The organism is Chryseobacterium cucumeris, from assembly GCF_016775705.1.
GTDB lineage: Bacteria > Bacteroidota > Bacteroidia > Flavobacteriales > Weeksellaceae > Chryseobacterium > Chryseobacterium cupriresistens.
The window spans coordinates 2,650,220-2,666,718 of record NZ_CP068760.1 but is presented as its reverse complement, the minus strand read 5'-3'; the positions used below and the strand labels follow the sequence as shown (position 1 = coordinate 2,666,718).

General features: G+C 37.9%; 18 protein-coding genes. 13 read left to right on the top strand and 5 right to left on the bottom strand.

Translation table 11 applies throughout. The features are described 5' to 3' along the window. Nucleotides 1-123: 123 nt before the first annotated feature. Complete coding sequence (locus JNG87_RS12010) at nucleotides 124-1,131, top strand: YhcG family protein (RefSeq protein WP_202838640.1); 1,008 nt, start codon at nucleotides 124-126, stop codon at nucleotides 1,129-1,131. Between the two features lie 8 nt (nucleotides 1,132-1,139). Here JNG87_RS12010 and mobB read toward each other — a convergent pair whose 3' ends face one another. Together mobB and mobA are read right to left on the bottom strand one after the other, a co-directional pair. Then, on the bottom strand, nucleotides 1,140-2,429 hold the full coding sequence (mobB, locus tag JNG87_RS12005) for a conjugal transfer protein MobB (protein WP_202838639.1): 1,290 nt from the start codon (nucleotides 2,427-2,429) through the stop codon (nucleotides 1,140-1,142). A gap of 7 nt (nucleotides 2,430-2,436) precedes the next feature. Continuing rightward, complete coding sequence (gene mobA, locus JNG87_RS12000; protein ID WP_202838638.1) at nucleotides 2,437-2,868, bottom strand: conjugal transfer protein MobA; 432 nt, start codon at nucleotides 2,866-2,868, stop codon at nucleotides 2,437-2,439. 599 nt (nucleotides 2,869-3,467) lie between these two features. On the opposite strand from mobA, the gene JNG87_RS11995 reads away from it, so the two are divergent. Genes JNG87_RS11995 through JNG87_RS11985 form a run of 3 tightly spaced genes read left to right on the top strand, consistent with a single transcriptional unit; the run spans nucleotide 3,468 to nucleotide 5,282 of the window. After that, on the top strand, nucleotides 3,468-4,232 hold the full coding sequence (locus tag JNG87_RS11995) for a ParA family protein (protein WP_120231294.1): 765 nt from the start codon (nucleotides 3,468-3,470) through the stop codon (nucleotides 4,230-4,232). Between the two features lie 15 nt (nucleotides 4,233-4,247). Further along, nucleotides 4,248-4,646, top strand: coding sequence for a DUF3408 domain-containing protein (locus JNG87_RS11990; RefSeq protein WP_183037383.1), 399 nt, complete (start codon nucleotides 4,248-4,250; stop codon nucleotides 4,644-4,646). Nucleotides 4,647-4,649: 3 nt separating this feature from the next. After that, on the top strand, nucleotides 4,650-5,282 hold the full coding sequence (locus JNG87_RS11985; RefSeq protein ID WP_120231296.1) for a conjugal transfer protein TraD: 633 nt from the start codon (nucleotides 4,650-4,652) through the stop codon (nucleotides 5,280-5,282). Between the two features lie 305 nt (nucleotides 5,283-5,587). Here JNG87_RS11985 and JNG87_RS11980 read toward each other — a convergent pair whose 3' ends face one another. Next, nucleotides 5,588-6,970, bottom strand: coding sequence for a T9SS type A sorting domain-containing protein (locus tag JNG87_RS11980; RefSeq protein WP_120231297.1), 1,383 nt, complete (start codon nucleotides 6,968-6,970; stop codon nucleotides 5,588-5,590). Nucleotides 6,971-7,276: 306 nt separating this feature from the next. Between JNG87_RS11980 and JNG87_RS11975 the strand changes: the two genes are divergently transcribed. Genes JNG87_RS11975 through traN form a run of 9 tightly spaced genes read left to right on the top strand, consistent with a single transcriptional unit; the run spans nucleotide 7,277 to nucleotide 15,211 of the window. Further along, nucleotides 7,277-7,573, top strand: coding sequence for a DUF4134 domain-containing protein (locus JNG87_RS11975; protein ID WP_120231298.1), 297 nt, complete (start codon nucleotides 7,277-7,279; stop codon nucleotides 7,571-7,573). Nucleotides 7,574-7,583: 10 nt separating this feature from the next. Then, complete coding sequence (locus tag JNG87_RS11970) at nucleotides 7,584-7,916, top strand: DUF4133 domain-containing protein (RefSeq protein ID WP_120231299.1); 333 nt, start codon at nucleotides 7,584-7,586, stop codon at nucleotides 7,914-7,916. Then, nucleotides 7,913-10,423 (top strand): TraG family conjugative transposon ATPase, encoded by a 2,511-nt coding sequence (locus tag JNG87_RS11965; protein WP_202838637.1) that lies wholly within the window; start codon nucleotides 7,913-7,915, stop codon nucleotides 10,421-10,423. The genes JNG87_RS11970 and JNG87_RS11965 overlap by 4 nt, the downstream gene beginning before the upstream one ends. Nucleotides 10,424-10,447: 24 nt before the next feature. Continuing rightward, entirely contained in the window at nucleotides 10,448-11,080 is a 633-nt protein-coding gene (locus tag JNG87_RS11960) for a DUF4141 domain-containing protein (protein ID WP_120231301.1), read from the top strand. Nucleotide 11,081: 1 nt separating this feature from the next. Beyond that, complete coding sequence (gene traJ, locus JNG87_RS11955; RefSeq protein ID WP_120231302.1) at nucleotides 11,082-12,074, top strand: conjugative transposon protein TraJ; 993 nt, start codon at nucleotides 11,082-11,084, stop codon at nucleotides 12,072-12,074. Between the two features lie 15 nt (nucleotides 12,075-12,089). Further along, nucleotides 12,090-12,713, top strand: a complete 624-nt coding sequence (gene traK / locus JNG87_RS11950; protein WP_202838636.1) for a conjugative transposon protein TraK — start codon at nucleotides 12,090-12,092, stop codon at nucleotides 12,711-12,713. A 10-nt stretch (nucleotides 12,714-12,723) separates the two neighbouring features. Next, nucleotides 12,724-13,008 carry a hypothetical protein gene (locus JNG87_RS11945; RefSeq protein ID WP_202838635.1) on the top strand — a complete coding sequence of 95 codons (285 nt, stop codon included), beginning with the start codon at nucleotides 12,724-12,726 and terminating at the stop codon, nucleotides 13,006-13,008. Next, on the top strand, nucleotides 12,989-14,290 hold the full coding sequence (traM, locus tag JNG87_RS11940) for a conjugative transposon protein TraM (RefSeq protein WP_202838634.1): 1,302 nt from the start codon (nucleotides 12,989-12,991) through the stop codon (nucleotides 14,288-14,290). Before JNG87_RS11945 ends, traM begins: the two co-directional genes overlap by 20 nt. A 21-nt stretch (nucleotides 14,291-14,311) precedes the next feature. Then, a complete protein-coding gene (gene traN / locus JNG87_RS11935) occupies nucleotides 14,312-15,211 on the top strand; it encodes a conjugative transposon protein TraN (protein ID WP_202838633.1) in 900 nt (299 codons plus the stop codon). Between the two features lie 109 nt (nucleotides 15,212-15,320). On the opposite strand, the gene JNG87_RS11930 is transcribed toward traN, so the two are convergent. Both JNG87_RS11930 and JNG87_RS11925 read right to left on the bottom strand, forming a co-directional pair. Beyond that, nucleotides 15,321-15,764 (bottom strand): RadC family protein, encoded by a 444-nt coding sequence (locus tag JNG87_RS11930; protein ID WP_202838632.1) that lies wholly within the window; start codon nucleotides 15,762-15,764, stop codon nucleotides 15,321-15,323. A 433-nt stretch (nucleotides 15,765-16,197) separates the two neighbouring features. Continuing rightward, nucleotides 16,198-16,497, bottom strand: a complete 300-nt coding sequence (locus tag JNG87_RS11925; RefSeq protein WP_202838631.1) for a hypothetical protein — start codon at nucleotides 16,495-16,497, stop codon at nucleotides 16,198-16,200. Nucleotides 16,498-16,499: the final 2 nt, after the last annotated feature.

The following is a 16,499-nucleotide window of genomic DNA, read 5'->3' as shown; positions in this document are numbered from 1 at the left end:
TCAAAAGTGGTATATAATGGCATTGGATGGAATCATTTGGCTCCGTAAGAAAATCGATTTTATCAGGATCAATATAGATTCCTGTATCAGGAATTTATAAATTTGCCCTATAACAAAATGCCTATGAAACCCATTCCGTCAAAATACACAGATCTGCTCGACAGTATAGGATCTACTATTGAAGTTGCAAGACAAAATGCAGTGAAAGCAGTCAATACTGAGCTGGTGAAGGCGAATTGGGAAATTGGCAGGCACATTGTTGAATATGAACAGCATGGTGAAGAACGTGCCGAGTACGGAAGTAACCTATTAGCCACACTTTCAAAAGACCTGAGACAGCGTTATGGCAAAGGTTTTGGCAGGCGTAATATTCTGGATATGCGCAGGTTTTATCTGACCTATCAAAAATGGCAGGCAGTGCCTGCCAAATTAAGCTGGACTCACCTAGTTACTTTACTGGGAATTTCAGACGATACGGCCAGAAAATTCTATGAAAAACAGGCTGTATTGGAAAACTGGGGATACCGTGAACTGGAAAGACAAATTAACTCCTCTCTTTTTGAAAGGCTTGCCCTTAGCAAGGATAAGAAAGGTGTATTGCAGCTGGCAGAAAAAGGCCATATCATTACAGATTCCACTGAAGCCATCAAAGATCCTTATGTACTTGATTTTCTTAAATTACCACAAAGCCACCGTGTCACGGAAAAAGCATTGGAACAAAAGATTATTGACAATCTGCAGATGTTCCTTTTAGAACTGGGAAAAGGCTTTGCATTTGTGGGAAGACAGTATAAGATATCACTTCGTAACCGGCATTTTTATATTGACCTCGTTTTCTATCACCGCATCTTAAAATGTTTTGTTCTGATTGATTTAAAAATAAAGCAGGTTGAGCATAATGATATCGGGCAAATGAACCTGTATCTTAATTATTTTAAATCAGAGGAAAATGTTGCTGACGACAACGAACCTATAGGAATTATTCTTTCAGCAGAAAAAGATGAGGTTCTGGTAGAATATGCCACTGGCGGAATTTCCAATAAAATATTTGTTTCCAAATACCAGTTGTATTTACCGGATAAAAAGGAGTTACAGCGCAAGGTTCAGGCGATACTGGAAAAAGAAGGATAAACGTTCCTTTAGGGTTTTCTTTTCCTTTTATGCTTTTTCATCTGTCGGGCAAAAATCTCTTCTTCATAGTCTTCTCCTTGAATCGCCGGCAGCAATCCCGGGAATAAGTATGAAGATTCTCCACTACACGGATCATCGCTATCGTCAACTTTCAAAAATCCGAATAAAGGATGAAGTTGATCGGACAATAACTGATCCCCGGACAAAGGCTCAGCTGCGGGAAGTTTTAACTCAGAAGTTTCTTTCAGGTTTTGCTGACCCTTCCATAAGTTATTAAAAACATTAGCTGAATACTCCTTTCCCAAGTTGGAACCATTCCAAACCGTTCTTGAACGGTGATCAATAAATGTAATTCCGTAGAGGCGGCCGCATTCATTTCTTCTTATAACGGTATCAATACCTTTAGACTTTAGCTTCTGAACAAAATTGTTTTCATTAATACCGGATTTGAGGGCATTATCAATGACCTTTTTTAGTTCTGATTTATATGAATGATTCAGAGGCAATTCTTTACTTTTCAAAAAGCGCAACTCCAATGCAGCCAGTCCAACGTACCTTCCAATCCTAGAAGCCTTGAAAGGATATCCGATCTTCTTTTTATTCTGATCCAGCACAAAATAAACCAGACCTTTCTGAGGCTTTCCGTGCAGTTCGCCCTCAATTTTCTCAGCGGCTATATTAAAAAGTGAAAGTAAAGCATTGTATTCTCCAAATGTCTTAAACGAATACCCTTCCGATATCTTCCGGATTACAGAGGTCAACTGATGTTTAACATTTCCTGTATGATAATCAACAGGACTGAAAATCATGTCTTTTTTAGAGTTCTTCTGCTCTGTTGCCGGCAATAATCCATAGGTCTTTTCCAATTTTCTGCATACTTCCATCGAATGTCTTCTTTCGAATATATCAGAGATTTTACGGCCATTTTCATCCACACAGACGGAAACAATATGCACATGAGTGCGTTCAATATCGGTATGCTTAAACACAATATAAGGTTGCTTTCCGTAGCCCATTTCCATCATATATTCTTCTGCCATCTTTACCAGATCCGTATTGCTGACCGTGTCCCCGGGATCCGGGTTAAGCGATATATGTACAGTATGTTTCTCCGTATTTTTGTTGGCGGCTAAATAAGATTCAAAAGAGCTTGTTAATTGATGTACGGTATATTTGCCGTTTGGAGTTTCTATCATATTATTCATGAATAAAATCTTTCCTTTTTCCTGTTCAACCTTATTATGATTGTAAACTAATGCTCCATGCAAATTATTGCTCCTGCCAATCTTTGCAACCATGCTAATGTTATTTTTCTAAGTTTTGGCTGTTAAATTCGTGAGCCAGCTCCATAATTTTATGACATAAAACCGCCAGTTCGGCAGTATTTTTTTCCAGGCGATACAGAAATGCTGCTGCTTTTTTTTCAGTAAAATGCGTATACAATAATTTCACTACCTGGTTATAATTGACGCCAATGGCTCTGAACTGAGCGTAAAAAGAAGTCAGTCTCATATAAAAATCAACGGTTCCTTTATCTATTTTTACTGTTTTTATTTCTCTTGAAAAAAGTAAAGATGTTATAAATTGAGCCTTATTATCCATTCCAGACGCTTCAAAAAGAGACAGGAATTTATTGTTATCGTTGTCATTCAGCCGAAAAACATACCGGTGAACACAGGGATCTGTCTTCGGCTTTCTCCCACCCTTATTCTTTTGTCGTTTACTCTGATCATTCATTGCATATGTATTAATGGTTAATAACCTCGACTTCGGAGAGCGTTTTCAGGCTCCCGGCAAGGCAAGTTGTTTTGAGGCACCAAAAACAGTTATGAGGCACTCAAAACACAACTTGCCGTGTTCCGGTGAACACCATATTACCACGTTACAAAAATTATTATAACAAGTGATCGACAGATTTCAGATGTTATATTAAACATCAGCTCTCCTTAAAATCAATAACAAGGTAAACAGAAGCAACCGGATATATACAATATTACAGCCTTCCAATTGCTGCCAAATAAGACCATCAATTACCTGAAAATCAGCACTGGTTTTGAAGATTCTTTCCTTTATAGCAAAATATAAAGCTGATGACAAAACGGGCAAATCATAAAAATGTAAAGTTTTAAAACTATAAAAGCGCAAAAGCAAAAAAGCAGTTAAACATGTTCAAAAAAAGGTATACTCTCAACAAAGCAGTTGCAAATATGACCAGTTAAAATGATGTAAACCTGTGCATCATTAGATAAGATAATACAGGAATACTCCTATATATACACCAACTTATACTGATTCTTAACAATAAAAATTATAAAACAACAATAAAAATATGCATCATGAAAGCAACAAAAAAAACTTTAAAAGTAAGTTTCTCCACTCAAAAAGGAGGTGCTGGAAAATCAACGATAACCACATTAATGGCCAGTGTGCTCCATTACCGGCTAGGTTTTGATGTTGTAGTCATAGACTGCGATTTTCCTCAGTACAGTATAAGCAATATGAGGGAACGGGATAAAAAAACGATCATGTTGAATGAATACCATAAAAAGGCCGCCATGAAACAGTTTCATCTGATCAATAAGAAAGCTTATCCTATTATACGGTGTAAAGCAGAGAATGCACTCAAAGAAAGTTCAGAATACATACACGAAACTGATGCGGTTCCTGATATTATTTTGTTTGATCTGCCGGGTACCGCCAATACCAAAGGGGTTCTGACAACCTTAAAAGACATGGATTTTATTTTTGCCCCTTTAACCGCTGACCGGCTGGTTGTGGAAAGTACATTGGGCTTTACCAAAGCATTCCTGGGGCTTCCTTCTTCTGCGAATCATAAAGAACAAAGCATCTGGCTGTTTTGGAATCAAACCGACGGAAGAGAAAAAACAGGTCTATATGAAATTTATGAAAAGGCTATTTCAGCGCTCCGGCTCAATATCATGGATACCAGGATTATGGACAGCAAACGGTTTCGTAAGGAATTGGATGATATCCAAAATAGTATTTTCAGATCTACGCTATTACCTGCAGATCTTTCATTATTAAAAGCGACCAGAATGAACCTGTTTATTGACGAATTTTTAAGCATCACACAATTATAAAAACCCGAATACATCATGACAACTGATAAAAAAAATGATTTTAAAAAGCCTTATGTAGACGAAGAGTACCTGATGCGGGTAATCAGTGGGGAACAGCCTTCTTCTGAGGCTAACAACAATGAAACAAAAGAACCGATTCATCAAAAGCCGAGGGAAAAAGCAAAAACCAGTTCATCTAAAAAAGCGGGCTATGAAGAAACTTTCCTTATCAATAGATTTCCTTCGGGACGCAATGGAAAGGTAGTTTATATACGTCCGGAATATCATGAAAGACTCCTGAGAATCGTGCAACTCAGCCGGGAGGAAAGAACAACGTTATACTCCTATATCGACAATATTCTGGAACAGCATTTCCTTGAATATGGAAATGACATTACCGAGTATTTTAATAGACATTTCAAACCCATTTTATAAGCCATGGATATTCTCATCATTATAGGTTTAATCGTCATCATTTTGTTATTACTGCAAGATAAAATTGTTATTAAAAGACCTCCTCCTTCTATAGAAAAACAAAAAAATAGTGATACACCCTATCCTATTATGGGAGAAACCAAAACATCACTAAGCCATGCAGTGACAACAGCTTCTCCAGAAGAACAAAAAGAAGAACCTCTGTTCGATCCTTTTACTTTAGAGATAGAATATGATATCGGTGAAAATATCCATATTCAAAATCCGCAGGAAGAACCGGAATATGGTTTTGGCAGCAGCCTTGATTTTACTGAAGAGGAAGAAGAATGGAAGAAATATAGAATAATTGGTAAAGATAACGGTTTTGCCCAGGGAGCTACCTTTGAAGAGCTAAGCGCTGTGACAACATTCTTACAGCAGGAAGTCTGTGAAATGTCTGAAAAGGGACCAGCAGCAGCGGCAGCTCATAAAATATACGGAACCGAATTATACACCTTACTGGAAAATTCTATGGAAAATGCTTCCCATAAAATAGCTGAACTATTAGATTATAGTTTTAATGATGTAGAAGTAAACGGTTCTTCCAATATGCGGAAAAGTAAAATAAAGAACTTTGATATTGGAGAGTTTCTTTAGCTCTCCAATATTATTAGATACAATTATATATATAAAACTTATTTATATTTTTTATTTACTAGATTTTATGGTTATAAATGCCCGCAAGCAGAAATCCATCTTCCCATCAATAGATTTTAAAATATGATACGTCTTGTATTAAATCTGAAATCACAATATAATATGCACATAAAAAGTTTCAACTTTACATAATCACTACATATTAACCTACGGAAACATTGATAAACCATTACTCATTAGAGAAAATAGATATTGTTTATTTATTGGATCAAAGTCAAGAAACTCTGAATGGCGAGAATATAGCGTTATTTTTTTATAATTTTTTCTTTCATATTATTTCCTTCAGTGGTAAGTGCATCTATAAAGTATATTCCTGAATGAAGTGGCTGCAGATTTATAGTACGGCTATTTACGTTCAAAATATTTTTTATTAATATTCCGGTCACAGTATAAATCTTAAGATTTTTAATCTCTTTAGAAAAATATAAAATATCTGAAACAGGATTTGGGTAAATTATTATATTTTGATCTGAGGAAATCGAATTTTTTGTACCTAGAAAAGAACAGGCATTCATGATCATACTAGGTGTACCACTATTAACAAATGTTCCATTTCCCAATTGTCCTGCATCATTGAAACCCCATGTCCATAATGAATTGTCTTGTTTAGTTCCAATACAATTACCACCTCCACATTCAATGCTTTTCCAATCATTAGAATTTCCAATTTTCACTGGCACTGACCTTGATATAGTTGTTCCATCTCCTAGTTGCCCCAAACTATTGTCGCCCCAAGCCCATAAACTTCCATCATTCTTAATAGCAAAGCTACCGTATGATGAGGTTTCAATAGCTTTCCAATTATTGTCATTTCCAATTTGTATTGGCATATTTTTAGGTACAGTAGAACCATCTCCAATTTCACCGTAGGCATTACCTCCCCATGCCCATAAAGTTCCATTGGTTTTTAAGGCAAGATTGTGGTATATTGTTGTTGAGATTGCCTTCCAATCATTCTCTGTTCCTATTTGGTGGGGAATTGATACATCTATATTATTTCCTATACCCAGTTGCCCCAGTGCATTACCTCCCCATGCCCATAAAGTTCCATTATTTTTCAAAGCAATGGTATGGTATTGGCCCATTGCAACTAATTTCCAATCTGTGTCTGTTCCAACTTGTACTGGTACTAATGTATTAATTGGTGTAGCTCCATTTCCTAATTGCCCATTAAAGCCTGTACCCCACATCCATAAAGTTCCGTTGGTTTTGATGCCACAATTAGTAAACAGCCCAGCAAATATCCTATCCCATTCATTAGTTCCCGTAGGAGAAGGGATAAAAACATATGATGCTGAATTATTCCCAAGCTCGCCATGTCCTCCATATCCCCACCCCCAAAGTGTACCATCATTTTTCAAAGCCATCGTACCGCTGTGACTACTTATTACATCTTTCCAGTCATTGGATGTCGTCAATTGGAATGGTATATTTTTATCTGTATAGTTGTAGGTTCCTAATCCTAACTGCCCGTCATTATTGCTTCCCCATTCCCATATATTTCCATCTTCATTTAAAGCAATTACTGTTTCCCATTGTGTAGATATTTTTTTAAAGCATTGTCCAAACAATAAAGAATTGACAGCCATTGAGGATAGAACAGACAAATAGATAAATTTATTTTTCATATAATTATTATGTACTATATACAACTACAAAATTAACGAAATAAATATTTATGCCAAAGAATGAGCATTGAAAGCAAAATGCTATTTTATGTATATATAAAATATTGTAGAAAAAACATTAAATATTTAATGTGCTTGCATCAAACAATCATCACATATAATTATTTTTCTGCTACTTTATACTCTAAAGCTTTTCAACGCTAAACAGTTCCTCCCAACTCCACATTCCGATAAACTATTCTTCTACCCTAGATCTTTGTCTCACCACCCGTAAAGCACGGGTTCCAAAATCAAAAACCTATCATTATGAAAAGACAAAGAATCTTCACAACATTGCTCCTGGTAATCAGCTGGAGTCTCAATGCACAAGGCAACGGTTCCGCCGGAATCACTGAAGCCACGCAGATGGTTACTTCCTATTTTGATCCTGCCACAAAACTTATTTATGCTATTGGCGCTGTGGTAGGCCTGATCGGAGGCGTCAAAGTCTACAACAAATTCAGCAGTGGAGATCCTGATACCAGTAAAACTGCTGCAAGCTGGTTCGGAGCATGTATCTTCTTAATAGTGGCAGCTACAATCCTACGCTCATTCTTCCTTTAAACAATCAATAATGAATACCTATCACATCAACAAAGGCATAGGAAGAACCGTTGAGTTCAAAGGGCTGAAAGCGCAATACCTGTTTATTTTCGCAGGCGGATTATTGGCTGTATTTGTACTGGTAATGATCATGTATATGGCTGGTGTACAAACGTATCTCTGTCTTTTTCTGGGAAGTGCCGGCGCCGGTATCTTGATATGGCTAACCTTCTCTTTTAACAGAAAATATGGAGAGTACGGGCTCATGAAACTCAGTGCGAAAAAGAAGCATCCCCGATATATCATCAGCAGAAAATCAATTTTCAGGTTTCTGAAAGTGAACCCCCAAAAAGCTTTATTATGAGAAACCAATCAAAAATAGCTACACTGGAGAGCAGGTTTCCGCTATTGGCAGTTGAGGAAAACTGTATTATCTCAAAAGATGCTGATGTTACGGCGTGCTTTAAAGTCAGGCTGCCAGAACTTTTTACCGTTGCTTCAGCTGAATATGAAGCCATACATTCAGCCTGGTTCAAAGCCGTAAAAACATTACCGGACTACAGTATTGTGCATAAGCAGGACTGGTTTATCAAAGAAAACTACCGACCTGATTTGTCCAGTGATCATCAAAGCTTCCTTTCCAAATCTTTTGAGCGGCATTTTAATGAAAGACCCTTTTTGAATCATTACTGCTATTTGTTCATTACTAAAACCACTAAAAAAAGAATGAAAATACAGAGTAATTTTTCGTCTCTATGCAAAGGAGTCCTGATTCCCAAAGAAATCAGGGATAAAGAACTGGTCAGCCGGTTTATGGAAGCCGTGGATCAGTTTGAAAGGATCATCAACGACAGTGGATATCTATTTCTGGAAAGAATGACTGCAGATGAAATTACCGGTAGAGACAAAGAGTCAGGACTATTGGAACAATACCTTACGCTTTCCAGAGAAGTTAATCCTTCTTTACAGGATTTACATCTGGGGGCCGAAGAAATGCGAATTGGAAACAACCGCATCAGTATGCATACCTTATCTGATACCGATGATCTTCCGGGAACCGTTTCGTCTCACAGCCGGTATGAAAAGCTCAGCACGGACAGAAGTGACTGTCTGCTTTCATTTGCATCTCCGTTGGGACTGCTGCTAAGCTGCAATCACATTTACAATCAGTATCTGTTCATTGACGATAGCGATGAAAACCTTTCGAAGTTTGAAAAATCAGCCAGAAATATGCATTCTCTGGCACGGTACAGCAGGGCCAACCAGATCAACAAGGAATGGATCGAAAAATATCTGAATGAAGCCCATTCTTACGGGCTCCAATCGATCCGTGCCCATTTCAATGTCATGGCCTGGTCGGATAATCCGGCTGAACTCAGGCAGCTAAGAAATGATACCGGGAGCGCTTTGGCACTCATGGAATGCAAACCCCGGCATAACACTACCGATACCGCCACCTTATACTGGGCAGGCATTCCCGGAAATGCGGGAGATTTCCCGAGTGAAGAAAGCTTTTACACATTTATAGAACCTGCTTTATGCTTTTTTACAGAAGAAACCAACTATCAGAATTCGCCCTCTCCTTTAGGCATCAAGATGGCTGACCGGCTGACCGGAAAACCCATTCATCTGGACATTTCTGATCTTCCCATGAAACAGGGAATTATTACCAACAGAAACAAGTTTATTCTTGGTCCTTCGGGAAGCGGTAAATCTTTCTTTACCAATCACATGGTGAGGCAGTACTATGAACAGGGAGCTCATGTTCTTTTAGTCGATACCGGAAATTCCTACCAGGGATTATGTGAACTGATTAAAGGAAAAACCAAGGGCACAGATGGTGTATATTTCACGTATACTGAAGACAATCCTATTGCTTTTAATCCTTTCTATACCGATGACGGTGTTTTTGACATTGAGAAAAGGGAAAGCATTAAAACGCTTATTCTGACCCTATGGAAAAGAGATGATGAGCCACCTACCCGCTCCGAAGAAGTTGCCTTATCCAATGCAGTTGCCGGATATATCGGGCAGATCAAAAACGATGAGCAGAATCCCTCCTTCAATGGTTTTTATGAATATGTAAAAAATGATTATCAGCAAGTACTGCAAGAGAAAAAGGTCAGGGAAAAAGATTTTGACATTGCTAATTTCCTCAATGTTCTGGAGCCTTACTATAGAGGCGGCGAATATGATTATCTGCTGAATTCCGACAAGCAGCTGGATCTTCTGAACAAGCGTTTCATTGTTTTTGAGATTGATGCTATTAAAGATCATAAGATCCTCTTTCCGGTTGTCACCATCATCATTATGGAAGTCTTTATCAACAAGATGCGGAGACTCAAAGGAACCAGAAAACTCATTCTGATCGAAGAAGCGTGGAAGGCCATTGCCAAAGAAGGTATGGCAGAGTATATTAAGTATCTGTTCAAAACGGTAAGAAAATTCTTCGGGGAGGCGATTGTTGTAACGCAAGAGGTAGATGACATCATTCATTCGCCTATTGTTAAGGAAAGTATTATCAATAATTCAGACTGTAAGATCCTTCTGGATCAACGTAAATACATGAACAAGTTTGATGATATCCAGGCTATGCTGGGGTTAACTGATAAAGAAAAGTCCCAGGTTTTATCGATCAATATGAACAATGATCCTAAAAGGCTCTATAAAGAAGTCTGGATCGGATTAGGCGGTACCCACTCCGCAGTGTACGCTACAGAAGTATCTACAGAAGAATACCTTACTTATACTACTGAAGAAACTGAAAAATTGGAAGTTATGAATCTTGCCGTGGAGCTTGACGGCAATATTGAAAATGCCATCAAGAGAATTGCGCTCAGGAAAATCAAACCGAGCAAAAAACAAGATTAAAAAATCAATTTAAATTTTACAAAAATGAAAAATTCAATCATTACAACAGCTATGGTTATGGTACTTACCATAACATCATTTGCTAAAGCACAATTTGTAGTTACTGACCCTGCGAACCTCGCCTCAGGTATTTTAAATTCCGCCAATGAAATTGTACAGACTTCCTCGACAGTATCCAATGTGGTGAAGAACTTCAACGAGGTGAAAAAGGTGTACGAGCAAGGCAAAGAATATTATGATAAGCTTAAAGCAGTGAACAATCTGGTTAAGGACGCCAGAAAGGTTCAGCAGACAGTTTTACTGGTGGGTGATGTTTCTGAGATGTATGTGAAAAATTTCGGGAAAATGCTCAGCGACCCCAACTTCAATGCTCAGGAACTGACTGCTATTGCCAATGGCTACTCCACATTACTCACTGAGAGCACAGAACTGCTTAAAGAATTAAAGCAGATTGTCACTTCAACCAATTTATCATTGAATGACAAAGAAAGAATGGATATTATTGACCGGGTATATAAAGAAGTGAAGGACTACCATAATCTGGTACGGTATTATACCAATAAGAATATCTCTGTCAGCTATCTGAGAGCTAAAAAGCAGAATAATACCAAGCGGGTATTGGATCTGTATGGAACTGCTAATCAAAAATACTGGTAAGATGGAGTCAGATAACTTACATGAGGTCCTTCGCTCAGTATATGAAGAGATGTTGCCATTATGTGCTGATATGGCTGGGGTAGCCAAAGGTCTGGCAGGGCTTGGAGCATTGTTTTATGTTTCATTAAAGGTATGGCAGTCATTAAGCAGAGCCGAGCCAGTTGACCTCTTTCCTATGTTACGTCCATTTGCCATAGGTATCTGTATCATGTTCTTTTCCACTATTGTACTGGGAAGCATCAATGGTGTGTTGAATCCGATTGTCCAGGGAAGCCATGCAATGTTGGAGGGCCAGGTTTTAGACCTCAACGAATTGCAGCAGAAAAAAGATCTTTTGGAAAGAGAAGCGATGCTCAGAAACCCTGAGATGGCCTATCTGATCTCGGACGAGGAGTTTGATAGAAAGCTGGAAGAGCTTGGCTGGTCGCCATCAGATCTGGTAACGATGTCTGGAATGTATATTGAAAGAGAGATGTTTGCTATCAAAAAGGAAATCAGAGACGGTTTCCGTGAATTTCTGGAAATACTCTTTCAGGCTGCCGCATTGGTTATTGACACTATAAGGACATTTTTTCTGATCGTATTATCAATTCTCGGGCCGATTGCATTTGCAATATCCGTCTGGGACGGATTCCAATCTACATTGACGCAATGGCTGACGCGATACATCAGTGTTTATTTATGGCTTCCGGTGGCAGATATGTTCAGTGCGATCCTTGCCAAGATCCAGTCATTGATTATCAAAAAAGATATGGAAATGCTTGCTGATCCCAATTTCATTCCTGATACATCCAATACGGTGTATATCATCTATATGATTATTGGTATTATAGGATATTTTACGGTACCTACTGTGACAGGTTGGGTCATTCAGGCTGGCGGCGCTGGTAACTTTATGCGTAATGTCAGTCAGATGGCACAAAGGTCAGGAAATATTGCCGGTGCGGCGGCGGGTTCTGCAGTGGGTAATATATCAGGAAGGCTTCTTAAATAACAAAATCATCAAACCATGGAATTTAAAATCTTAAGAAATATAGAAAACAGCTTTAAGCAGATCAGGCTATTCACCTTCATTTTCGCTCTGCTATGCTTTGGGGTGGTTGGCATTGTTGTCTATCAATCATATAGCTTTGCCGAAGAACAGAGGCAAAAAATATATGTCCTCGATAACGGCAAATCACTTATGCTTGCACTGTCACAGGATATGTCCATTAACAGACCCGTGGAAGCAAGGGAGCACGTAAGACGTTTTCATGAACTGTTTTTTACGATTGCCCCCGATAAAAATGCAATTGAAAGCAATGTTAAAAGGGCATTTAATCTGGCTGATCAATCCGCATTCAACTACTACAAAGACCTTTCTGAAAAAGGATATTATAACCGGATAATCAGCGGAAATATACAGCAAAGAATTGAAGTTGACAGTATCGCTGCGGATTTCAGCAGCTATCCTTATGCCGTAAAAACTTATGGCAGGCAGTTTATTATCCGGTCCAGTAACCTTACGATCCGAAACCTGATCACCAACTGCTTCCTAGTTAATTCGGTACGATCTGACAGTAATCCACAGGGGTTTACAATTGAAAAATTCAATGTACTTGAAAATAAAGATCTGGAAACCGTTAACCGATAAATGAACAAACATGAAAAAATTAACCCTACGAATTGACCGGTGGATAGAAAAAACGGAAAGCCGGTGGAAAGCAATTCCTATAAAAAAACAGCGCGTACTGACAAAACTCTTTTTTACAGGATATACACTTTTGACCCTATTGATTATCTTTCGACTATGGGCAAAAGGACCTCACGGCAAAGATATACCACTCATCAGGCATATCAATACTGCACCTGCAGATCTCAAAATCAAACCTCAGGCAGGCAATTCAATCTATTCCCCACAAAATAATCATGATGAAAGTCCAAAATAACACCAATATCAGAGTCACGGAAGGCAGCCAAAGCAATAGTACCGAATACGGGCCTGAAAACCGAAATCTCACGATTGAGCAGTTGAAAAAACCATTCATTTACCTATTAATGGCTATTGCATGTGCGGGCTTCCTGTTCTTACTCTTTAAACCGGAAAAAGAGAATGCTAATGTAGAAAAGGCGGGCTTCAATTCAGTTATTCCGCAGGCGTCTGACGGCCAGTTGCAGTCTGATAAGCAAAAAGCGTATGAACAGCAGTTGCTTGAACAGAAAAATGAAGAGAAAAAAAATGCTCTCACAACCTTATCAGACTATTGGACGGATTCTTCTTCAGAAATATTACCCTCGGACCCACTATCTTTACAAGGTAAATCTGAATCTATTTTATCCACCCGGAATTCGATGGGCAGTTATCAGAATACCCGGCAAGTCTTAGGCTCATTTTACAGCAGGGATGATCAGGAAGTGGAATATCTTAAAAAAGAAATCCATCGGTTAAAAACAGAAGCTGCGGAGCGGGAGCCAATACCGGCCAGCACCAGTATCAATAACCAGCTGGAACTGATGGAGAAATCTTACCAGATGGCGGCCAAATATTTTCCAACTTCTAAACCGGAAGTTTCAGAAAATAGAAGTGAAATAAAAGAAGGACCAGCTTCTGCTCAAGCTATGGTTACCATTGCAAAGCCTGTCATTCATCCTATTGTTTCAAGTTTATACCGCGGTATCTCAGACAGCATCACTCATAGCAGTATTTATGCTCAAAGATTTACAGGAATTGAAGAATGGCAGTTCCAGGAATCACAATCCAGAAACAGTATCCGCGCTGTCATTACAGAAACAAAAACAGTCACCTCTGAAAGCGTTATTTCAGTAAGGATTCTGGAGTCTATTTTGCTTGGACACATAAAAATCCCTTCCGGAACTTTTTTGAAAGCCAAGTGCAGATTTCAGGGCGGAAGATTGCAGCTTCATATCTCTGCCATAGAGTATGGAGGGATGATTGAGCCTGTTGACATTGATATCCATGATAATGACGGACTGCCGGGATTGCATATTCACCACTCTTCCGAACAAAATGAGCTCAGTGAAATGGCCGCCAATATGGGTCAGAATTCAGGAACAAGCATTATGATGACGCAGTCTGCAGGACAACAGGTTGCTGCCGATATGTCCAAAGGGGTTATTCAGGGAATAGCGGGATATTTTCAGAAAAAAGTCAGGAATCAAAAAGTAACTGTGAAGACAGGACATCTTGTTTTTTTAGTTCCAAAAAAATAACTAACGTATAATTATACCACCATGAGAATAATACTTCATATAAAACTTTTATCAATTATTTTGCTACTGCTTATCAATATTGTTAAAGCGCAGAGCCGTGCAGAAGATGGCTCGCTCCATAAGACACGGCTGAATTCATACAAAATGCAGGTCACTTATGATAAAACAACGCACCTCCTATTTCCTTCATCAATACGATATGTTGATTTGGGTAGTGATTATCTTACAGCTGGCAAGGCTGAAGACTTAGGAAATGTATTAAGGATTAAAGCAGCAGTAAAAGATTTCGAGACAGAAACCAATTTTTCAGTGATTACTAAAGATGGCAGGTTTTACAGTTTTGATGTTGTATATGATCCTTATCCTGATATACTCAGCTATGATCTTTCAAAATTATATATGAACACTGAAAAAGAGAATGGTCCTGAAGTTCTGTTTGAGGAACTTAAAGGGGATTCACCCTCTCTTACAGATCATATAATGAAAACACTGCAAAAAAGCACGAAACGCAGCACCAGACATATTCATGCAAAGAATGATGGTGTATATTTCTCATTGAAATCCTTGAATACATTCAGGGGCAAATTCTATTTTGTTCTTCAGATCAAGAACAGTCGAAATATCAATTATGATATTGATTTTATCCATTTCAAAATAACGGATAAAAAAAACCTTAAACGTACTGCTGTTCAGGAAAAAGTGGTGTATCCTGTACGGATATATTCTCCAGTAACGAGTGTAAAAAGCCACTCCACTGCTGAAAGTGTTTATCTTTTTGACCAATTTACATTGCTGAAGGACCAAGTACTCAGCATTGAAATATTTGAAAAAAACGGTGGCCGCCATCAGCGGATAAAGGTAAAAAACAAAGATCTGGTCAGGGCAAAAATTATCAAATATACTCCCGATAATACAATATAAATTTACCGCGAAAAGACACCTTCGACCACAGGAAGATCTGTCTTTTCGCCAAAAATTTAAAAACGGCAAGCTTCAATTGCCGTTTTTTTATGTTATATTTACAAATCACTCACAGTAAACCTTCATCAGCAAATGACAAGTATTCTGTAGACGTTAAAATACAATGATCCAGCAGTTGAATATTTAAAAATTCAGAGGCATTCTTGATTTTACCGGTCATTTTCAGATCTTCGGATGACGGCTTTAAACTCCCCGATGGATGGTTGTGTGCTACAATAATAGATGATGCATTACACAATAAGGCGGCCTGCATAATAATTCTAATATCCACCAGTGTTGCGGAAATTCCAGACTCCGAAATCTTCTTTATTCCTAAAACGTTATGGGCATGATCCAAATAGAGTGCATAAAATGCTTCTCTATAGTCAATTTGGCTACTATCAAAATGTGCCCTGAATACTTCAACCGCATCATCCGAATTTGTTATCAGTTTTTCGGCATTCCCTTCTCTTGAATAGGTTAATTTAATTTCATTGACAATATTAAACTTCATTTGTTTTGCTCCGGATACGGCGGAGCCTCCCTTTTCCCGTACCTGCTTAATTGTTAATTCAATTCCTTTTTCCTATTAAGCCTCAGGGCTCAATTAATATTTTTCAAAAGAAAAACCGAAAAAAGAAAGCAGATCATTGTTACGGGTAAAGTGAAAGCCAAAAGGAAACGGAATAAATGGAGGGTACCTTTAGGGAGGCAACCGTTTATGCCGTAGTCTTTTGGCACGAGAGGAAATGCTGCCCGTCACAACTTGGCTGCCTTTTACCGGTTTATTATGGAAAATTGTAAAGAAGAATACGTTTAACACTGTTTTTGAACGGAGAAATTATCAATAAAATTAAAATTCTCTTTAATAAAAATGTAGCAACACTTAAAACAAATCCCCTGCAAAGCAGGAGATTTGTTACTATATATAATTTATTATTCAGACATTAATCAATTAAAAAATCTTTTTTAATTTTTGAAATTTCTTCAATCAAATCTTTCTTATACTCATTAATATCAATATTTTGGATTGATGGAAAGTTATGGGATTTAGCATCAAAATAATACGATACTCTTTCTGTAAAATCATCTTCATTATCATCTAAATAGTCAATGATCTGTCTCGCAATTTTATCATCCAGATAATCTTCAGGAGATTTAACATAAAAACCATAATTAACAGAATCATTCTTTAAGGCTAATTCTAATGCTGGTATATATAATTTATAAAATTCTTTTTTTTCCATTT

Excerpts from the sequence above, each read along its gene's own strand:
- JNG87_RS12010 (WP_202838640.1), top strand. The coding sequence starts at position 124 with ATGAAACCCATTCCGTCAAAATACACAGATCTGCTCGACAGTATAGGA.
- mobB (WP_202838639.1), bottom strand. The coding sequence starts at position 2,429 with ATGGTTGCAAAGATTGGCAGGAGCAATAATTTGCATGGAGCATTAGTT.
- mobA (WP_202838638.1), bottom strand. The coding sequence starts at position 2,868 with ATGAATGATCAGAGTAAACGACAAAAGAATAAGGGTGGGAGAAAGCCG.
- JNG87_RS11995 (WP_120231294.1), top strand. The coding sequence starts at position 3,468 with ATGAAAGCAACAAAAAAAACTTTAAAAGTAAGTTTCTCCACTCAAAAA.
- JNG87_RS11990 (WP_183037383.1), top strand. The coding sequence starts at position 4,248 with ATGACAACTGATAAAAAAAATGATTTTAAAAAGCCTTATGTAGACGAA.
- JNG87_RS11985 (WP_120231296.1), top strand. The coding sequence starts at position 4,650 with ATGGATATTCTCATCATTATAGGTTTAATCGTCATCATTTTGTTATTA.
- JNG87_RS11980 (WP_120231297.1), bottom strand. The coding sequence starts at position 6,970 with ATGAAAAATAAATTTATCTATTTGTCTGTTCTATCCTCAATGGCTGTC.
- JNG87_RS11975 (WP_120231298.1), top strand. The coding sequence starts at position 7,277 with ATGAAAAGACAAAGAATCTTCACAACATTGCTCCTGGTAATCAGCTGG.
- JNG87_RS11970 (WP_120231299.1), top strand. The coding sequence starts at position 7,584 with ATGAATACCTATCACATCAACAAAGGCATAGGAAGAACCGTTGAGTTC.
- JNG87_RS11965 (WP_202838637.1), top strand. The coding sequence starts at position 7,913 with ATGAGAAACCAATCAAAAATAGCTACACTGGAGAGCAGGTTTCCGCTA.
- JNG87_RS11960 (WP_120231301.1), top strand. The coding sequence starts at position 10,448 with ATGAAAAATTCAATCATTACAACAGCTATGGTTATGGTACTTACCATA.
- traJ (WP_120231302.1), top strand. The coding sequence starts at position 11,082 with ATGGAGTCAGATAACTTACATGAGGTCCTTCGCTCAGTATATGAAGAG.
- traK (WP_202838636.1), top strand. The coding sequence starts at position 12,090 with ATGGAATTTAAAATCTTAAGAAATATAGAAAACAGCTTTAAGCAGATC.
- JNG87_RS11945 (WP_202838635.1), top strand. The coding sequence starts at position 12,724 with ATGAAAAAATTAACCCTACGAATTGACCGGTGGATAGAAAAAACGGAA.
- traM (WP_202838634.1), top strand. The coding sequence starts at position 12,989 with ATGATGAAAGTCCAAAATAACACCAATATCAGAGTCACGGAAGGCAGC.
- traN (WP_202838633.1), top strand. The coding sequence starts at position 14,312 with ATGAGAATAATACTTCATATAAAACTTTTATCAATTATTTTGCTACTG.
- JNG87_RS11930 (WP_202838632.1), bottom strand. The coding sequence starts at position 15,764 with ATGAAGTTTAATATTGTCAATGAAATTAAATTAACCTATTCAAGAGAA.
- JNG87_RS11925 (WP_202838631.1), bottom strand. The coding sequence starts at position 16,497 with ATGGAAAAAAAAGAATTTTATAAATTATATATACCAGCATTAGAATTA.